Origin of the sequence: Paenibacillus sp. LHD-117 (assembly GCF_030929555.1) — a bacterium.
Taxonomy (GTDB): domain Bacteria; phylum Bacillota; class Bacilli; order Paenibacillales; family Paenibacillaceae; genus Pristimantibacillus.
The window spans coordinates 156,040-174,170 of sequence record NZ_JAVFVT010000009.1 but is presented as its reverse complement, the minus strand read 5'-3'; the positions used below and the strand labels follow the sequence as shown (position 1 = coordinate 174,170).

Here is an 18,131-nt window from a genome sequence, read left to right as displayed (position 1 = left end):
CGATGTACATATAACGAAACGTTGAAAAGAGGAACAGTGGTGGTCAAACGCTCCGCGGATCAGAAGCTGATTCGAATAACCAATCAGAATCTCATTATAGACACGATACGAACAAATGAAAGCGCTACGAGAAGCAGTCTTTCGAAGACGCTTCAGCTCAGCGTACCAAGCGTATGCGCGAACGTTGACCAGCTGATCGAGCTTGGAATCATAAGAGAGACGGGCGAGGAATCGTCAAGCGTAGGCCGTAAAGCGAAGCTGCTCAAGCTGAACAACGACTTCGGGTACCTTGTTTCGATCGATCTGAGCAACCCTTGCGTTACGATTGCGATCAGCAGCTTGAAGCCCGAAATCGTTCATGAACACAAGTTCGATCTTGAGCAGTTCGAGCTTGAGCGATTGACGGACTTGTTGCTGGAAAATATCGAACGGATCTTAACCGCCAAGCAGCTGCCCTTGGATAAAATGCTGGCTATTTCTTTGTCCGTACCGGGTATTGTAGACAGCAAAAAAGGCATTGCCGATTGCGGCTCCTATTTGACTAAGCTTGGCAAAGTGCCGTTTCGCGATTTGATTCAACGAAAATACGACGTCCCCGTTCTGGTGCAGAAGGATATCGATGCGGCTGTCATTGCGGAAATGAAATACGGAGTCGCCAAGGCATGCAAGGATGTCGTCTTCGTAAGCGCCGATGTTGGCGTCGGTCTTGGCATCGTGCTGAACGGCGGATTGTTCAAAGGAAGCTCGCAGGCATCGGGCGAAATGTGCAAGTTTGTCATGGATCGAGAAGAAAGGCTGGATGATTCGCCAAAAAAACGTTTAGTCGATCTCGTATCGGTCGGCTCGCTCGTTCAAGCGGTAAGAAGCGATCTTACTTCGGGCGCGCAGAGTGTCGTGCTGAATGAAGCTGGCGGCCAAATCGAGAAAGTCGATTTTAATACCATTATTAGAGGCACGCTGGCGAACGACGATTTGTGCGTCAAGCATGTCAGAGAATGCGCCAGGATCATGGGAATCGCCGTAACGAATATGCTGCTGCTGCTTGATCTGGAATGCGTCATACTCGGAGGCGGGTTCGTCACGTTGGGTCCTGCGTATACCGATACGCTGGCCGCCGATGTACGCAAACATATTTCATCCGATCTTCATATCGTAAACACGATGCTTAAGAATAAAGCCGTGTTGCTCGGAGGAATCGCGATCGGCTTGGAATCGATCTTCGAGGAAGTATTAAAGGAAAGGTCCGTCGAATGACGCCTTTTTTTATCGTATTAATTAGGAAAGTTAACTAACTATTGAGTGATTGATTCTTGGACGACTCATTCGTCCGAGTTCAATATATAACGATTTAAGGGAGTGTCACCGAAATGAGAAAAGGAAAGGCAAGCAAGTCCATGGTCGCTATGTTGCTAATCGCGCTTGTAGTTGGGCTTCTGTCAGGCTGCAGCGGCGGCAACAAAGGAAATGAAAGCAACGGGCAAAGTAATGAAAACGCTTCAAAATCGGCAGGCGGGGGCAAAGAGGTTAAGCTGCGCGTCGCAACCTCGTTCGCCGGCTCCGATCCGTGGGTATCCGCTTGGACGGAGGCAATAAAATCTTTCGAAACCGCGCATCCCGGCGTGAAGATCGTCGACGAATCGACTCCGGTCAATCAAGAAGCGCTCCGGACGAAGATCAAGGCCGACGCGGCGACCGGCAACCTTGCCGACGTTATGTTCTACTTCAACGGCAGCGAAACGAAGATGTTGTCGGAATCGGGAAAGATCGTCTCTTGGGAGGAAGAGCTCCAGAAGGATCCGGAATGGGCCAAAACGTTTAATGCCGCCATTCTCGACAAAGTGAAATACGAAGGAACGCTTTACGCCTTGCCTTATATCGGCTTTTATGAAGGATTATTCTGGAATAAAACGTTGTTCGACAAATACCAGCTGGCTGCTCCGACGACTTACGAGGCGTTCATGAAAGCCGTCGAAGTATTTGCGCAGAACGATATCGTTCCTTTCGCGACGTCGCTCTCCACGCCGTACATTCAAGAGGCTTTGGTGCTGTCTTCGGTCGGACCTGAAGGCCAGAAGCAAGCGTACGACGTTTCCTGGGCTCCTTCTATCAACCTAATCAAAGACTTATATGAAAAAAACGCGTTTCCGAAGGACGTTCTTACTCTCGACGACGACAAAGCGCAAGCGCTGTTCTCTGGAGAGAAAGCGGCGATGATGTTTAACGGCTCTTGGACTGCTGTCGGCTTGGCCCAAAATCCGGGCATTCAGATTACGCCGTTCCCGCTCGTACCAGGCGGCAAGGGCGACAATATGATCGTATCGGGCTTCGGTTCGGGCTGGTATATGAAGAAAAACGATGATCAAGCGCAATACGATGCGGCGCTCGCCTTCATCAAGTATATGACCTCGCCGGAGATCGCGGGCAAATTCGCGGCAATCGGCGGCACGTACGCGGTTCAAACGGCAGACTCCGGCAACACGGCGGAGCTCTTGAAAGCCGGCAACGCCATGGTCGCGCAAGCGAAAGACTTCGTTATGCCGATCGATTCCTATGTCTCCCGAGAATCTTACACCGATTTCTTGGAAGGAATCGCTTACGTCGTGACCGGCAAGAAGACGGCCGAAGAAATTCTCGCCCAAGCGAAGAAGCTTAGCGAACGCAACTAAGGTTAAACGGTACAGGCCGGCCCCCCGGAACGAGATGCGCAGAGCAACGTCTCTTTCGGGGGCAAGCGGCCTAGAGGAGGAATACCGGCTGTGAATTTCAAAGACAAAAGATACATTGTGCTTTTCCTTGCTCCGACGGTCATTCTGTTGTTCGCGTTTTTGTTGTATCCTTTGCTCCAATCGGTCTTCTACAGTTTCCACGACTGGTATAATTTCTCGAACGAGAAAACATTCATCGGATTGGACAACTACAAGCAGCTCGCAGCCGATCCGGTCGTGGCAATCGCGCTGAAAAATACGCTGATCTTGACTGCGGGAGCGATCGTGCTGCAAGCAGGCGGAGGTTTGGCGCTCGCGCTGCTGACGGATAGCATCAAGCGGGGATTCAAATTTTTCCGGACCGTATTTTTTTTCCCTATCGTCATCTCGGGGACGGCGATCGGACTCATGTTCTCGATTATTTACAATTACGATTATGGACTCCTGAACGCGATCATGCGAATGTTAGGCGTCCCCGAGCAAGTCTGGCTGACGGAGAACAGCTCCATCTATCTCGTGCTGATCCCGATTTTATGGCAATATGTCGGCTTTTACTTCGTGATCTTCCTGACCGGCATATCCAAAATTCCCGAGGATATATACGAATCCGCGCAGCTGGACGGAATCACGGGCATCCAGAAAGCTTTCAAAATTACGATACCGCTGCTGCGGGACGTTATCGCTTCCTGCCTTACGTTAGCCACTGCCGGCGCGCTCAAAGTGTTCGACGTCGTCTACATCGTGACGAAAGGCGGGCCGATGAACTCCAGCGAGCTGCTGAGCACGTATATGTACGACAAAGCCTTCAACGGTCAAAATGTCGGATACGCCAGTACGATCGTTATCGCCATGATGGTGCTTGGCGTCATCATAACCGTACTTTTAAATAAAGTCCTCAAGAAAGATACAGTTAGCTTCTGAATGAATCATTCAGCGGCTAGAGCAGGTAGGTGATCATCATGTCAACCTTAGCGGGATCCGCCGGAGCTAAGCTTAAGCCGCGCTCTAACGCTGCTAAAGCTAAAGCAGCCGCATACGCCACATACGCTATTCTTATAGCTTGGTCTTGCACGACCATCTTGCCCTTGCTTTGGGTATTGCTGAACAGCTTTAAGACATCCGATGAAATTTTGACGGACGCCTTCGGCTTTCCGGAGGCTTTCCGGTTCGGCAATTACATCAACTTGAACGAATACGGCAACATCAATATGTTGAAGGGCTTCGCGAACAGTCTGATCATCTCGGGCTCCGTTGTCCTGGGCGTCGCGCTCGTAGGCGGACTTGCCTCCTTTGTCTTGGCCCGGTTTCAGTTTGCCGGGAAGTCGATTTTTCACGTTTTGTTCGTTGTATGCATGCTGCTGCCGCAATTCGCGGTCATTATTCCTAATTTCATACTCATTCAAGAGCTGCATCTTAACGGAACGTATTTGTCGGTCATCCTGCCGCAAATCGCTGGAAATCTTAGCTTTGCGATCATTATGATGACGGGATTCATGGCATCTTTGCCAGCGGAACTGGAAGAAGCGGCGGTCATGGACGGAGCGAGCATTTGGAAAATTTACTACCGCATCCTGCTTCCGCTTTGCCTTCCGATATTCGCTACGGTATCGATCATGATTTTTTTGTGGTCTTACAACGAGCTGCTGATTCCGCTCGTTTACTTGCCTATTCGCGATATGCAGCCGATCTCCGTGCTTCTGTCGCTCGTATCCAACGCTTACGGCACTGATTACGGCGCCATGATGGCAGCGATAACGATCTCGATCGTTCCGTTGCTTGTCTTATACATGCTTTCTCAGGAAACGGTTATTAAAGGCTTGACCGCTGGCGCGGTCAAAGGCTAACTCTGGAGGAATAAAGCCATGACTCACACACTTCACATTATCGTAATCGCAGCTCATCCCGACGAAGCCGAGATTTATGCAGGCGGTACCGCGGCTCTGTATGCCGAAATGGGACACCGGGTCAAGTTTGTATCGTTGACGAATGGAGATTGCGGACACTTCCGCATGAGCGGGAAGGAGCTCATCGAACGAAGAACGCAAGAAGCTTATGAAGCCGCGCGCAGGCTTGGCGTTTCGGAATATGCCGTGCTCGACGTTCCCGACGGACAACTGTCGACCTCTTACGAGCTAAGGGCGGAAGTTATTCGGCAGATTCGCGAGTGGAAAGCGGATATCGTCATTACGTTCCACCCGGACGGGCCGGGGCACGTCGATAACCGCAACGCCGGAAAAATCGTTCGCGACGCGGCGGACTTCATCGCCATGGTTCCTAACGCGGTGCCGGGAACGCCTCATCTGGAGAAGTCGCCATTATTCCTGCTCATGCCGGACTATGCCAAGAGAGGGACGTATCAAGCCGATATCGTCATCGATACCGGACCGGTGATCGAAAAGAAGCTGCTCGGATGCGATGCGCATGCATCTCAATTTTACGAATTCGCCCCATGGCAGCGCGGGTTCCTTGACCAAGTGCCGGAGGGTTGGGAGCAAAGGAAAGCATATATTCTGGAAGGATGGAGCACGTTCTTGCAGGTTTCCCCGGAAATGCTCCCGGCATTGAGCAAGGCTTACGGCGAACACCAAGCAGCCCGCGTGCGTTATGCCGAGCCTTTCGAAATCGCCGATTACGGCAGAAGGCCGACGGACGAGGAGAAAAACGTTTTATTCCCCATGCTTCATGTCTGATTCCTTGAGAAATATGCGTCGATTACTTCCTATAGGCGCGGGCTTGCGCGCGATGCAATGGTTCATTTTTATGACGGCTAGTTCCGTCGCGCTGCCGATTGTTATCGGCGGCGTATTTCATTTGCCACAAGACGAAATCGCGTCCCTCATGCAGCGGACGTTCCTTGTCGTCGGATTGAGCTCCGCCTTGCAATCGATCATTGGGCACCGCTTTCCGATCGTCGACGGCCCCGCCGGCTCTTGGGTCAGCGTCTTTATTATGATGGCGGCCATGGCCGCGCAGCAGGGGCAAAACGCGAAAGAAGCGCTCCAGCTCTTGCAGGGAGGCATGCTGCTTGCAGGGTTGCTGCTGTTCGTACTCGGCGTTACGGGACTGTTCTATAAGCTGATCTCTTTATTTACGCCGCTTGTGACGAACACGTTTTTGTTTATTTTGTCGTTGCAATTAAGCGGCGTGTTCTTAAAAGGCATGTTAAGCCTCGGGGATGAAACCGGAATGCCAAGCGGCTATTGGGGCGCTGTTGTCGCATTGGGCGTGTTCGTCTTGGTCATCTTCTTAACGATTAGAGGAACAGGGTGGATGCGTCAATATGCCGTCTTATTAGGCATTTTAACCGGATGGGGGCTTCACGTATTGGTTAGCGGGGGAATAGCAACCGATATGCCGATGCAGATGGAATGGGCAATGAAGCTTCCCGAAGTATTCGCATGGGGAATGCCTCGGTTGAATCCGGGCATGGCGGTTACCGCAAGCTTGTTCTCCCTCATTCTAGTATCGAATTTAATCGCGGCCGTAACGGCCGCACGCCAAGTCATTCCGAGGGAAGAGAAGGAAGAACGCAAAACGTTTAACCGCAGCAGCATGATCGGAGGCGTTTCCCATGGACTTGCCGCAGCGTATTCGGCTATCGGCATCGTTCCGCTTCCCGTTACCGCCAGCTTCATTCGCATGACGGGGCAAACCCGGAGAAAGCCTTTTTTATGGGCATGTCTGGCGTTGTCATTCATATCTTTCGTCCCGGGCATCGTCAACTTTCTAGCTATGCTGCCCACGTCCGTTGCGAGCGCCGTATCGTTAGCTACTTTTGTGCAAATGACCGGAAATTCTTTTCAATCGTTGACGCAAGCGGCGCAAACCCAACGGCAGCTGACGATTCTCGGAATCGGCTTGCTCGTCGGCGTTGGCTTCACGCTGGTATCCGCTTCTTTGCCGCAGGGGCTTCCGATCGTCCTGCAATATGCGTTAGGGAACGGACTCCTCATCGCAACTTTGCTCGTCATGGCGCTAGAGAAGCTTTGGCGGCCCGAGAGCGGAATACCGCATTCCAGCTCCAATGCTTACCCATCGTGACGAGGGCCATCCGCATAGCATGTAGACAACAAGTACGCGTTCCGCGATTACATCGCGAAGGGTGCTATCGAATATGTCCTAGGTGCCGCTCCCTGTCCGCTGACCCCTTGGACAAGCCGAGGATTGCCCCTTCCGCTTTCCCCTCGCTTGCTGTATAATCGGAACATTATTCTTTCGAAACCGGATGTATGTTCGCTTCCTACGGTTCCGGAAGCAGGCGACGATTACGCAGCATGAGAAAGAGGGTTCATCGATGTTCAGACGGTTGCAATTATCCCTAAACGGTTTTCACCCGATCGTGAAAGTGCTGCTCGTCGGCACGATCTTCGCGCGCGTGGCCAGCTCGATGAGCTTGCCGTTCCTCGCGATTTACCTGATCGCCAAGACGGACATGAGCCCGACGATGATCGGGATTACGATCGGACTGGGTTCCCTCGCGGGCATGCTCGGCGGTTTCTTCGGCGGTCATCTATCTGACCGGTTCGGGCGAAGAATCGTTATGCTGGCGGCGATCTATACGTGGGGTGCGGTATTCCTCGGCTTCGCGGTCACGGGCGTTCCGATTGTGTTCGCCTTGCTTAACGCCGTCAACGGCTTATGCCGGTCGTTCTACGAACCGGTGTCGCAGGCGTTAATGGCGGATTTGACCGAAAGCGAGAAGCGGTACCAGATATTCTCTCTTCGTTATATGGCCATTAATATCGGCGTGGCCGTCGGACCGCTGCTCGGCACGCTGTTCGCCGCGATGGACGGCAGTCTGCCCTGGACGATCACGGGCATTACTTATATCGTCTACGCGATTCTGTTGCATGTGCTGCTGAAGAAATTCGGCATCCGCAACATCGAGGGCGAGAAGAAGGAGCCCGTCACGATCGCGAAATCGTGGAACGTCATCCGCGGCGACCGCGCGTTCCGGTACTTCATTCTCGGCGGGATTGTGACGGCCATCGGCTATTCGCAGATGACGTCGACGCTGTCGCAGTTCATCGAGCAGAATTTCGCGAACGGGGTTGCCGTTTTCGCATGGATGATGAGCGTGAACGCGATCGCCGTCGTCCTGTTCCAAATTCCATTCTCCAAGTGGGCGGAGAAGAGGAAACCGCTGACGGCTATCGCGGCGGGCAGCGTCTGTTACGCGCTTGGCGATATCGGCTTCGCGTTCAGCACCAACTGGTGGCTGCTCGTCTTGTCGATGCTCGTCTTCACGTGGGGCGAGATTCTGACGTTCCCGGCAGGCTCCGTCATGCTGGACAAGCTGGCGCCCGAAGGGATGCGCGGCACTTACTTCGGGGCGCAAACCTTCACGAACCTTGGTTTCTTCATAGGTCCATGGCTCGGCGGTTTCCTTCTGCAAGACTACGGAGGCACCACTTTATTCATCGTCATAGCGGCCATCTCGCTAGTCGCCATCTGGTTCTACAGAGCCGGGGAGATAGGCGAGGCGGCGGTCCAGAAGAGAGCTGCGTAACGCTTCCAATTGATGCGGACCGCGCACAGCAGATTTAGAAAAATGATAGAGAATATTCAACCCCATCGTGACAACAAAAAAGCATCTCCACGGAGCCGCTAGGCCAATGGAGATGCTTATTTTGTGTACCGCCATGTCTTGAACGGGCATGTCTGTCGTTCGTCGAGGCTCCTACTTCACCACGCCGCAAGCGATGCGGGCGCCGGAGTTGCCGGATGGGTCGGTCGCGTAGTCATCCTCCTTTTCATGGATAACAAGCGAGACCCCGTCTTCCTTCATGATGGAATTCGGCTGTCCGGGCTGCAGCGTCACGACGGCCGTCTCGATATCGGCGGTTACTTTGCCGTCCGCGCCGACCTCGATATTCGGCAAATCACCTTCGTGGAACCCTTTCGGGTTGTTGAAGCCGTGCTGCTTATGCTGCGGGTTGAAGTGGTCGCCGGCCGACTTGAAGTCCGGCGCCTCGCATTTGCCGAACTGATGAATATGGAAGCCGTGTTTGCCCGGAGGCAGCTTCTCTGCTTCAAGATGAATCAATACCTTGTCGCCTTTCTGCGCCAGCGTCGCTTTGCCGATCGCCTGGCCTTCGGCGTTTACGATGGAGATCGAGGCGCCCGGAGCCTCGTTGCTTTCATTGGCATACGCCGCCCCGTATCCCTGCGTATATAGCAAGGCGAATAGGAAGACGGCGGTCATTGTAATTTTTTTCATGGTTCGGTACCTCCGCTTTTATGGACATTCAAGCTTGGCCGATGAATCGGCAACAACTTTATCATGTGCATAAAATTGGAAAATATTCATTTGACCGCTAGGTGGCTGCGTTGCTAGCCGCTTTTTGTATGCTATGGACACCCATGACGACCGCGATAAGCTCATAGCTGTCCAGCAGCGTGGACTGGTTCGTTAGCCGAAAAGCGCCAGCTTCGAACCAGCCGCTCACTTTCTGAAAGGTAGCGATCTCTGCCTCATTTTCGTCAAGGATGACGTATTCGTTAGAGAAGGCAGGCGATTCGATCTGGTAGATTCCCCGACTCCCCGCATCGTATTCATATCGTTTGCTGAAGAATGACATCCGCGCGCGCAGGACGCCGATTTCGAAGCCCGATCCGTCCAGCACCTCCCACTTGCCCGAGAAAACCCGGAATTTGCCTGAGAAGCGAAGAGCGTTCTCGGAATTGTAAACGGATAACGAGGCGGACAGCATGCTCTCCAAATCCATCGTGCCGACCGAAGCCCCTTCCTCGTTCATAATGTCCGTCGTTCCCGCGCTGAAGAATCGGTCGCTAAAGTAAAGCTCCATGCAAACGCCACCTTTCCGCATTTTAGTTCTATAGGGTTATACGCGGCGGAGAAAAAAATTGTTCCATGGCCATCTAAATAAATACCGTTTGTTGTTATTGGACGGTTTTTTGTTTGAAAATCGAGTGCAAACCAAGCGTTGCCGCTCCCATGGCCGATCCGTGCATTTTCCAATGGAAGGGCAGCACAGGCGTATCTCCGTAAGGAGATTTCTCGGATTCTCGGATGGCCGTCACCAAGCGGTCGAAAAATACGGCATTGTCGGTAATCCATCCGCCGAGAATCATCTTCTGGGGATTGACGAGTTGAAGCGCTTTGCCGCAAAAGTCAGCAATGTCGCTGATCATCAGTTCGACTTGATCGTCGAAAGGCTGTACGCCTTCCAGAGCAAGACGGACGTAATGTTGAACGATTTCATCGTGTGCCTTCCCGCCGAACGTATCCGGAAATTCCTTCAGCAAGCGATCCGCAAGAATCGACGTACAATAAGGCGCGAAGAAAGGCGTTCTGCCGGCAGAGCCGTTTGAACCATGATAAATCTGTCCGTTGATGACGATTCCGACGCCCGTACCGTAGTCGATCATGAGGAAGATGATCGTATGGTCCCCTTTGGCCGCACCGCTGAATCGTTCGGCGAACCCGGCGGCGTCCAGGTCGTTCGACAGAAGCACGGGGACAGGCAGCTGGTCTTCCAACGTTTGACGAAGCGGGAATTGATGCAATCGCAAATAGGTGGACGTCATAACGACGCTTTGCGTTTCGTCCAGTCTGCCCGGCAGGGAGATGCCGATGCGTTTGATCCGCTCGATTGGAATTTGATGCTTTTGGATAAAAGCAGTGATATGCGCCGCAAGCTCTGCCTTGATTTGTTCTTCTCCGATCATCGGCTTAAAGCTTTGGCCCGCGATAAGCTCTCCGTTCAAGTTAAGTAGGACGCAGCGGACAGGCGCGCTCGACAGGTCGACTCCGATCACATAACCCCCGTCGGCCCGGATGTTCAACATCGTCATCTTGCGGCCGACGCCGCTGCCGATCGTACCGGTCTCGTGAACGAGCCGCTCCCGGATCATATCCTCTATCAGAACCGACACGGTTGTCGGACTGAGCTTGGTCTTTCGGGCTAATTCGACACGGGATATCGGCCCATGCGTAAATATGGCATGAAGCAGCGTTGATAAATTGATTTCCCGCAGCATTTGTTGATTACCGATTTTGTTCATAAGTTCATGTCTCCACATTCTGAAGTGAAATGGCATGCAAGGATCAAAGATAGCGGCTAATAGGAAAATAGGGCGGTCGGGGGTATAGCTACGAGTACGGGCAGCATGGGAAGCGCGATAGGAGGAGGAGTCCGACGCGTCTTTCGCATAATGTTACGGCGGGAGGAGGGTCCGTCGCAATAGAGATGTCAAAGCGATTATAGAAAACCAATCGATGATATGTCAACTTGAAGCCGTGCTTCGGGTAATGTTTTTTTCGCTTTTCGTGCCTTTTATCCAAATTTTCTAAAAAAACAAAATAGTCGTTGACAAGCGGCGAGAACCGAAAATATAATGGACACAAACGAGGCAGGGCAGCCGAAATTTTTTTTGGTTAATTAGTTTTTCCGCTGGAATAATTAATTCAAGGGGGTGCTTTTGATTTAAGCTAAGGTCGACTTACATGCTTTATCACAGGGGAGTCAATAGCTGAAGCGATTGTCGGCAGGCAGGAGGAGTCGGAGGGCGGAGAGGAGCCATCCATCAAACCGAGGGGAAGGGAATTGCCATGATGTCGTGGTTAAACCAGGCAATAACGTTTAAAAAAATAAAAAAATACAAAGCGCTGTACTTCATGATCCTCCCAGGCATTGCTTATTTGCTCATTAACAACTACATCCCCATGTTTGGAATTGTGATCGCTTTCAAGGAAATCGATTTTTCGAAAGGAGTGTTCGGGGGAGACTGGATCGGACTCCGAAACTTCAAATATTTGTTCAAGACGTCGGAAGCTTACGTCATTACGAGAAACACCATTCTGTACAACGCGGTCTTTATTGCGCTTAATCTCGTTTTTTCGGTCGCCTTCGCGATTTTGTTGAACGAGCTGAAAAACAAGTTTTTGCGCCGCTTCTACCAAAGCGCGATCTTGCTTCCATACTTGATCTCGACAGTTATTATTGGGTACCTCGTATTCTCGCTGCTAAGCATGGAGACCGGGTTCGTGAACAAATCCATCCTCCCCCTGTTCGGAAAGGAAGCGGTGATGTGGTATACGGAGCCCAAGCATTGGCCCGTTATTTTGACGATTGTGAAGGTGTGGCATAGCGTCGGCTACTTATGCATCATCTACTTCGCCGCGGTGGTCGGCTTCGACCACGAGTATTACGAAGCGGCCAAGATCGACGGAGCGGGCAAGTTTAAACAAATCCTGTACATTACGCTCCCGGCCCTTACTCCAGTCATCGTTATTATGACGCTGCTGCAGATCGGAAGAATCTTCTACGCCGACTTCGGATTGTTCTACCAAGTGCCGCTCGACTCGGGTCCGTTGCTGCCGACGACCAACGTTCTCGACACGTACGTCTATCGCGCTTTGCTTAAGAGCGGCGATATCGGCATGGCGTCCGCGGCGGGCTTCTACCAATCCATTGTCGGGTTCGCGCTCATCATCTTCGCAAACTTCGTGGTCAAAAAAATCAATTCGGACAACGCGTTGTTCTAGGGGGGCGTATCCATTGAAAAAAATCACTTGGGAACAGAGCGTCATCAACGTCGTCTTTTTGCTCATCGCCTTATTCTGCATCGTTCCGTTTCTGTTGCTGGTAACGGCTTCGTTCACGGAAGAAAACACGATTATCCGGGACGGCTACTCCTTCTTCCCGAGCCAGTTCAGCCTGGAGAGCTACCGGTTTCTCTTCCAGCAATCGAGCGATATCGTAGGCGCGTACGGCGTTTCGTTCATCGTGACGACCGTCGGCACGTTCACGAGTCTGGTCTTGATGACGCTGCTTGCATATCCGCTTTCCAAAAAAGATCTACCGATGCGAGGCTTCTTCTCTTTCCTCGTATTCTTCACGATGCTGTTCAACGGCGGGTTGGTTCCGACTTATCTGATATACGCGAACGTCTTCAATATCGACAACACGCTTTTGGCGCTCATTGTCCCCGGCCTGCTGATCAGTGCTTTTTACGTCATCCTTCTGAGGACGTTCTTCACTGTTTCCGTACCCGGGCCCGTTCTGGAATCGGCGTACATTGACGGGGCAGGAGAATTCAGAATTTTCATGCAAATGGTGCTGCCGCTGTCCCTTCCGGTCTTGGCGACGGTCGGATTATTCCAAGTCATCAATTACTGGAACGATTGGTTTAACGGGCTTATCTACATTTCGGACAACAAGCTGTACAGCATCCAGGTCATGCTCAACACGATTTTGCTCAACGTCCAGTATTTGCTCAACAATGTCGACTCTTCTACGCGGGTAGGGGATGACATGATTCCTACGCAGGGCGTACGTCTGGCGATTGCGGTCATCGGCGTGCTGCCGATTCTAATCGCTTACCCGTTCTTTCAGCGGTTTTTCGTCAAAGGTTTGACGGTCGGCGCGATCAAAGGCTAGCAGATGCAGTTGTAGCCGGAGCTTAAGCGGAATGCGAACGAGGGGAGGTGATACCGGCGAAGGTGGCGATGGACAGAGGTTTTGGCGTCTGGCAAGAAAAGAAATGCGATTTTTTACGGACACAGGAGGGGTAAACAAATGAAAATCAGCATCGGCGGTTATTCCTTTAACAACACGATGAACGAAGGCAAGATGGATACTTTCGGCTATTTGGAGTCTTCCAAATACAGGTATGGGCTGGATACGGTGGATCTATGGAATGGAACGTTCGATAAGGCGCGGCAAGACATCTTCACGCTGCCCGACGAGGCATACATCCGCAAGCTGCGCGAAGCAATCGACGAGAAAGGGATGAAGGTCGTCAATATAGCGGTCGATGGCGCCCATCTCTGGGATGCGGATCAAGACAGGCGGAAGATGCTGTACGGCAACGCCGTCGCTTATATGAGAATAGCGGATACGCTCGGGGCAAGCTCGGTACGGATCGATACGGGAGATAAAAGCTCCGAACCCGAGACGGAGGAGCAGGTCGATTACAACATAAGCAAGTTTCTAGAGCTGAGCAAGCTTGCAGCCGACCTAGGCATGATGGTCGGGCCGGAGAATCATATGGGCTCCGCCAAAAATCCGCACTATCTGAAGAAAATAGCGGAAGGCGTAAATCATCCGAATTTTGGCATCTTGCTGCATATGGGCCGTTGGTCGGCGGATGAGGAAATCGGGGACAGCTTGGTGGCTCCATGGGTGTACCATACGCATTTCGACGGCAAGACGGTTGCGTCGGGCAAAGGGGAGCAGCTGGTCCGAACGCTGTTTGATGCCGGATACGACGGATATTGGGGCATCGAATACAATGCTCCGGGCAATCAGTATCTGGAGATGGAATGGGCCATCGCATCTGCCAAACGCGTATTGGCCGCCGCGAATCAACCGAAAGCATAAGAGATAAGGGAGATGACAGGAATGGGGAAAACAGTACGCATCGGAATTATCGGAGCCGGCTTGATCGGCAAAGCGCATTTGCGAAACTACGCCAATATCCCAGATGTCGAGATCGTCGCGATCTGTGACGTGAACGAGCAGGAAGCGCGCAATGTGGCGGGGCAATACCACATCCCGAATGTCTATACGGACTTCAGAGAATTGCTGAAGAGGGACGATATCGAAGCGGTCGATGTCTGCCTGCACAACAACCTGCATTCGCCGGTGACGATTGCCGCGTTCCAAGCCGGGAAGGACGTTTATTGCGAGAAGCCGATCGCCGGCTCCTATCATGACGGCACGCTCATGCTCGATGCGGCCAAGATGTACGGCCAGAAGCTGCATATCCAGCTCGGCACGCTATACCGCAAGGAGACGAAGGCGGCAAAGGCGCTGGCCGACGGCGGCATGCTCGGCAAGCTGTACCATGCGAGGGCGACGGGGCATCGCCGCCGGGGCCGCCCGTTCATCGACGGCTACGGCACGCCTGCCTTCCTGAACAAGGATATCGCGGCGGGCGGCGCGCTGATCGACATGGGCGTCTATCATATCGCGCAGATGCTTTATTTGCTGGATACCCCGACGGTAGCGAGAATATCGGGAAAAGGCTACAGGGAAATGGATGTGGATGCGGGCCGCGCGGATCAGGCGGTATTCGACGTAGAGGAGCTCGGGCTTGGTTTCGTGAAATTCGAAGGCGGGGCGACGTTGGACATCTATGAAGCTTGGAGCATCCATCTGGGAAGCATCGAAGGCTGCAGCCTCGTCGGTTCCAAAGGCGGGTTGAAATTGCCAGCCTATTCGGACCAGGCGGTGCTTGCTCCGTTCAGCTTCCACACGACGGTATGCGACATGGACTTGAACTGCACGGTCAACTTGGATGAGATGGACGGACGCTGGAACCACCTGAAGCCCGACTATGATGCGTACCAGTCGTCGCAGCATCATTGGGTTGCCGCTCTGCAAGGCAGGGTCGAGCTGCTTCCGACCGCCCATATCGCCTTGCAGACGATGCTCATCAGCGAAGGCATCTACCTGTCGGATCGTCTTGGCAGAGAGGTGAGCGCCGACGAAATATTGGAACACTCCCTGACGACTGCAATCAAACTGTAAACTTCTAGGCTGTTAAGGGGGGAATGTTAATCCGATGACGGATCAATCGGTTCAAGCGCAAGTTAGCGAGAAGTCCTTAAACGTACTTAAGCGATTCAACTTTTTCCTATACGGCACGATTGCGATACTGACGTCCTTTTTTCCGTTATATTTTCAGGAAATCGGGCTCAGCAAAGTGGAGATTGGCATGATTATGGCAGGCGGTCCGTTCATCTCCATCTTCGCCAACCCGTTCTGGGGATATTGGAGCGACAGGCTTCAGAACGTTAAGCGAGTTCTGATCATGCTGCTGATCGGCAATCTGATCGCGACCATTATCGTGTTTCAGACCAAGGAATACGTCTTCATTTTTGCCCTGATGCTCATTTTCTTTTTCTTTAACAGTCCGACCTTCTCGCAGAGCAACAGCCTGATTCTGAACGCGATCGAAAACACCAAACATAAATTCGGCGCTTTCCGCCTGTGGGGATCGCTCGGCTGGGCCATCATCGCGGTACTGGCCGGCCCCGTCCTCAGCTGGATGGGGCTGCTTAACCTATGGGTGCTGTACGGCATCATGATGATCGTTTCGCTGCTCTTTACGATCGGGCTGCCGCAAGGGAGGATCGCGAGCAAGGCGAAGAGAGAAAGACAGAGCTATTGGAAGGTCATGCTGTCCAGTAAAGTGTTTTTTGTATTCGTTGTTCTCGGAGTTTTAATATCGGTTCCCAATTCCATTAACCAGACCTTCGTATCGCTTTATATATCCAACCTGGGAGGCTCCAACGAGCTAATCGGCTGGTCCGTCTTTCTGTCGGCGATATTCGAAATTCCGGTATTTCTTCTGTTTGACCGTTTTTTGAAAAAATCGACGAAAATGATGCTCGGCTGCCTGGTCGCCATCAGTCTGTTGTTCGTTGTCCGTTGGCTGCTCATGTCGATCGTCAGCGGACCTCTGGACATCATTTTCATTCAAGTACTGCACTGCATTACGTTCGGCGGCTATTACTACGTCGGCACGAGCCTGTCCGCGCATCTCATTCCAGCCGAATACCGGGCGACCGGCCAGGCGATATACGCGCTCACTTGGGGCGGCATATCCGGCATCATCGCAGGATTGTTCGGCGGCTGGATGTTCGAGAGCTTGGGTCCGCAGACGATGTATCAAATATGCGCCGTTATTTCTGTGGCTGGCGTCATCGGATTTTTGTCCATGTGGCTGGCGTTCAGCAAACGTTCCGAATTGGCATCATGACGAAGGGGACGAGGGCGGGCATCGGCGATATCACGGGTCCCTCCCTCCCCGGGCAGCATGGGAACCTGAAAGACATGCAACGCAGGTGTAAGGATATTTCATCGACTCAATCTGAAAATCCAAGGGAGGTCATTTGCGATGTTCGAAAAATCGGTTCGTTTATTGATGTTATCCATGCTCGCCTTATTTATGTTCCTGGGAGCTTGCAGTTCTTCCACCGGCGGAAACGGCGAGAAAGGCGGAAACACAGGGAATAAGGGGGATGGCGACGAGCTTGCGCCTTATGAAATAACGCTCGCATTCTGGGGTGCTGACCAGCGCGATCTCGGTTTGATTGAACAGGAAATCAGCAAGCTGACGAAAGAAAAAATTAACGCGACGGTAAGGCTGAAGCGGATCGAACCCGCGGCATGGACGCAGCAGAAGGTGCTCATGTTTTCCGGGAACGATAAGCTCGACATCGTCTTTACCGGGGAGAACCAATATATTTCCGAAGTCGCCCAGAAAAAGCTCGTTCCGCTCGACGATCTGCTGCAAACGCACGGACAAGGTTTAATCGATGCGTTCGAACCGAGCGTGCTCGCCGCTTCCAAGATTGGTGGAACAACGTACGGCATTCCGACCATTCGGGACTTGGCCGCCTACCCGACCATGTTAATGCGCACAGACCTGGTGGAGCAGTTCGGCATCGATACAAGCGCGGTCAAAACGATCGACGACCTGGAGCCGGTCTTTAAGAAAGTCAAAGAAAACAACCCTAACCTGTACATGATCGGCAAGGCGTCGGGCGGCGCATCCATCGCTTATCCGCTTCTGCTCACGACGATCGATCCGCTTGGCGACATGATCGGCGTGCTGACGGACACGAACGCTTTGAAGGTCGTCAATCTATATGAGAGCGAGGAATACGCCAAGTTCGTGACTACGCTTCATGGCTGGTACAAAGAGGGCTACATTCCGAAAGACATCGCGACGACTACCCAGTCGGGCAGGGATTACTTGAAGGCGGGAATCGGCTTCTCGACGCCGAACAAAGGCAAACCCGGTATTACGACGCAGACAGGTGCGGCGGTCGGCGTCGAATTGACGGAAGTTAAGCTTGCGCCGGCCAAGATGAACACGCTGACGATTACGAACGCGATGCTTGCCATTGCGTCGACATCCAAGGATCCCGAGCGGGCGATGATGTTCCTGAACCTGCTGTATACGGATAAGGAAATCGTTAATTTGCTTCATTGGGGTATCGAAGGCAAGCACTACAAAGTCAACGAAAACGGCACGATCGATTTTGCGGACGGCGTGGATGCCAAAACGAGCGGCTACAACTTGAGACAAGGATGGATGTTCGGCAACCAGCTGCTGGCGTATCCGTGGACGACCGACAGTCCGGACATCTGGGAACAGATGGATACGTTCAACAAAGGGGCGGAGAAGTCGGCCGCGCTGGGCTTCATGTACAATCCGGAGCCGGTCAAGACGGAGCTCGCGGCCATCCAGAATGTCATCCAGCAATACGCGATGGGATTGGAGACCGGAACGCTTGACCCGGCGGAGAACTTGCCGAAGTTCAACGCCGCGCTGAAAGCGGCCGGCATCGAGAAGGTGATCGCGGAGAAACAGAAGCAATTGGACGAGTGGGCAGCGACTAAATAATCGGCAACAAACAAACAACCATCCCAGCCGCATGCGGCG

The 18,131-nt window shown here is 52.6% G+C and carries 16 protein-coding genes; 13 read left to right on the top strand and 3 right to left on the bottom strand.

All coding sequences use genetic code 11. The annotated features are described in order from the left end of the window. The first annotated feature begins 39 nt into the window (after positions 1-39). From RB620_RS09420 to RB620_RS09390, 7 genes are all read left to right on the top strand, one after another. On the top strand, positions 40-1,254 hold the full coding sequence (locus tag RB620_RS09420) for an ROK family protein (protein WP_308093753.1): 1,215 nt from the start codon (positions 40-42) through the stop codon (positions 1,252-1,254). 113 nt (positions 1,255-1,367) lie between these two features. Continuing rightward, positions 1,368-2,666, top strand: coding sequence for an ABC transporter substrate-binding protein (locus tag RB620_RS09415; RefSeq protein ID WP_308093752.1), 1,299 nt, complete (start codon positions 1,368-1,370; stop codon positions 2,664-2,666). Positions 2,667-2,756: 90 nt separating this feature from the next. Further along, positions 2,757-3,626 carry a carbohydrate ABC transporter permease gene (locus RB620_RS09410; RefSeq protein ID WP_308093751.1) on the top strand — a complete coding sequence of 290 codons (870 nt, stop codon included), beginning with the start codon at positions 2,757-2,759 and terminating at the stop codon, positions 3,624-3,626. A 38-nt stretch (positions 3,627-3,664) separates the two neighbouring features. Next, positions 3,665-4,549: a carbohydrate ABC transporter permease gene (locus RB620_RS09405; RefSeq protein WP_308093750.1), complete on the top strand. Its 885-nt coding sequence runs from the start codon at positions 3,665-3,667 to the stop codon at positions 4,547-4,549. Positions 4,550-4,567: 18 nt separating this feature from the next. Continuing rightward, positions 4,568-5,395 carry a PIG-L deacetylase family protein gene (locus tag RB620_RS09400; protein ID WP_308093749.1) on the top strand — a complete coding sequence of 276 codons (828 nt, stop codon included), beginning with the start codon at positions 4,568-4,570 and terminating at the stop codon, positions 5,393-5,395. A 52-nt stretch (positions 5,396-5,447) separates the two neighbouring features. Then, positions 5,448-6,746, top strand: coding sequence for a purine/pyrimidine permease (locus RB620_RS09395; RefSeq protein WP_308093747.1), 1,299 nt, complete (start codon positions 5,448-5,450; stop codon positions 6,744-6,746). A gap of 253 nt (positions 6,747-6,999) precedes the next feature. Continuing rightward, entirely contained in the window at positions 7,000-8,214 is a 1,215-nt protein-coding gene (locus tag RB620_RS09390) for an MDR family MFS transporter (protein WP_308093746.1), read from the top strand. Between the two features lie 171 nt (positions 8,215-8,385). Here RB620_RS09390 and RB620_RS09385 read toward each other — a convergent pair whose 3' ends face one another. From RB620_RS09385 to RB620_RS09375, 3 genes are all read right to left on the bottom strand, one after another. After that, on the bottom strand, positions 8,386-8,925 hold the full coding sequence (locus RB620_RS09385) for a superoxide dismutase family protein (protein ID WP_308093744.1): 540 nt from the start codon (positions 8,923-8,925) through the stop codon (positions 8,386-8,388). Between the two features lie 97 nt (positions 8,926-9,022). Then, complete coding sequence (locus RB620_RS09380; RefSeq protein ID WP_308093743.1) at positions 9,023-9,514, bottom strand: LURP-one-related/scramblase family protein; 492 nt, start codon at positions 9,512-9,514, stop codon at positions 9,023-9,025. Positions 9,515-9,608: 94 nt separating this feature from the next. Next, the gene (locus RB620_RS09375; protein WP_308093741.1) at positions 9,609-10,733 is read right to left on the bottom strand and encodes an ROK family transcriptional regulator; all 1,125 of its coding nucleotides are present in this window, start codon (positions 10,731-10,733) and stop codon (positions 9,609-9,611) included. A gap of 547 nt (positions 10,734-11,280) precedes the next feature. Between RB620_RS09375 and RB620_RS09370 the strand changes: the two genes are divergently transcribed. From RB620_RS09370 to RB620_RS09345, 6 genes are all read left to right on the top strand, one after another. Next, positions 11,281-12,216 carry an ABC transporter permease gene (locus tag RB620_RS09370; protein WP_374121385.1) on the top strand — a complete coding sequence of 312 codons (936 nt, stop codon included), beginning with the start codon at positions 11,281-11,283 and terminating at the stop codon, positions 12,214-12,216. Between the two features lie 13 nt (positions 12,217-12,229). Beyond that, positions 12,230-13,111 (top strand): carbohydrate ABC transporter permease, encoded by an 882-nt coding sequence (locus RB620_RS09365; protein ID WP_308093739.1) that lies wholly within the window; start codon positions 12,230-12,232, stop codon positions 13,109-13,111. Positions 13,112-13,249: 138 nt separating this feature from the next. Beyond that, the gene (locus RB620_RS09360; RefSeq protein ID WP_308093737.1) at positions 13,250-14,053 is read left to right on the top strand and encodes a sugar phosphate isomerase/epimerase family protein; all 804 of its coding nucleotides are present in this window, start codon (positions 13,250-13,252) and stop codon (positions 14,051-14,053) included. Positions 14,054-14,074: 21 nt separating this feature from the next. After that, on the top strand, positions 14,075-15,205 hold the full coding sequence (locus RB620_RS09355) for a Gfo/Idh/MocA family protein (RefSeq protein ID WP_308093735.1): 1,131 nt from the start codon (positions 14,075-14,077) through the stop codon (positions 15,203-15,205). A gap of 34 nt (positions 15,206-15,239) precedes the next feature. Continuing rightward, entirely contained in the window at positions 15,240-16,439 is a 1,200-nt protein-coding gene (locus RB620_RS09350) for an MFS transporter (RefSeq protein WP_308093734.1), read from the top strand. Positions 16,440-16,577: 138 nt separating this feature from the next. Next, positions 16,578-18,092, top strand: a complete 1,515-nt coding sequence (locus RB620_RS09345; RefSeq protein WP_308093733.1) for an ABC transporter substrate-binding protein — start codon at positions 16,578-16,580, stop codon at positions 18,090-18,092. The last annotated feature ends 39 nt before the right edge of the window (positions 18,093-18,131 follow it).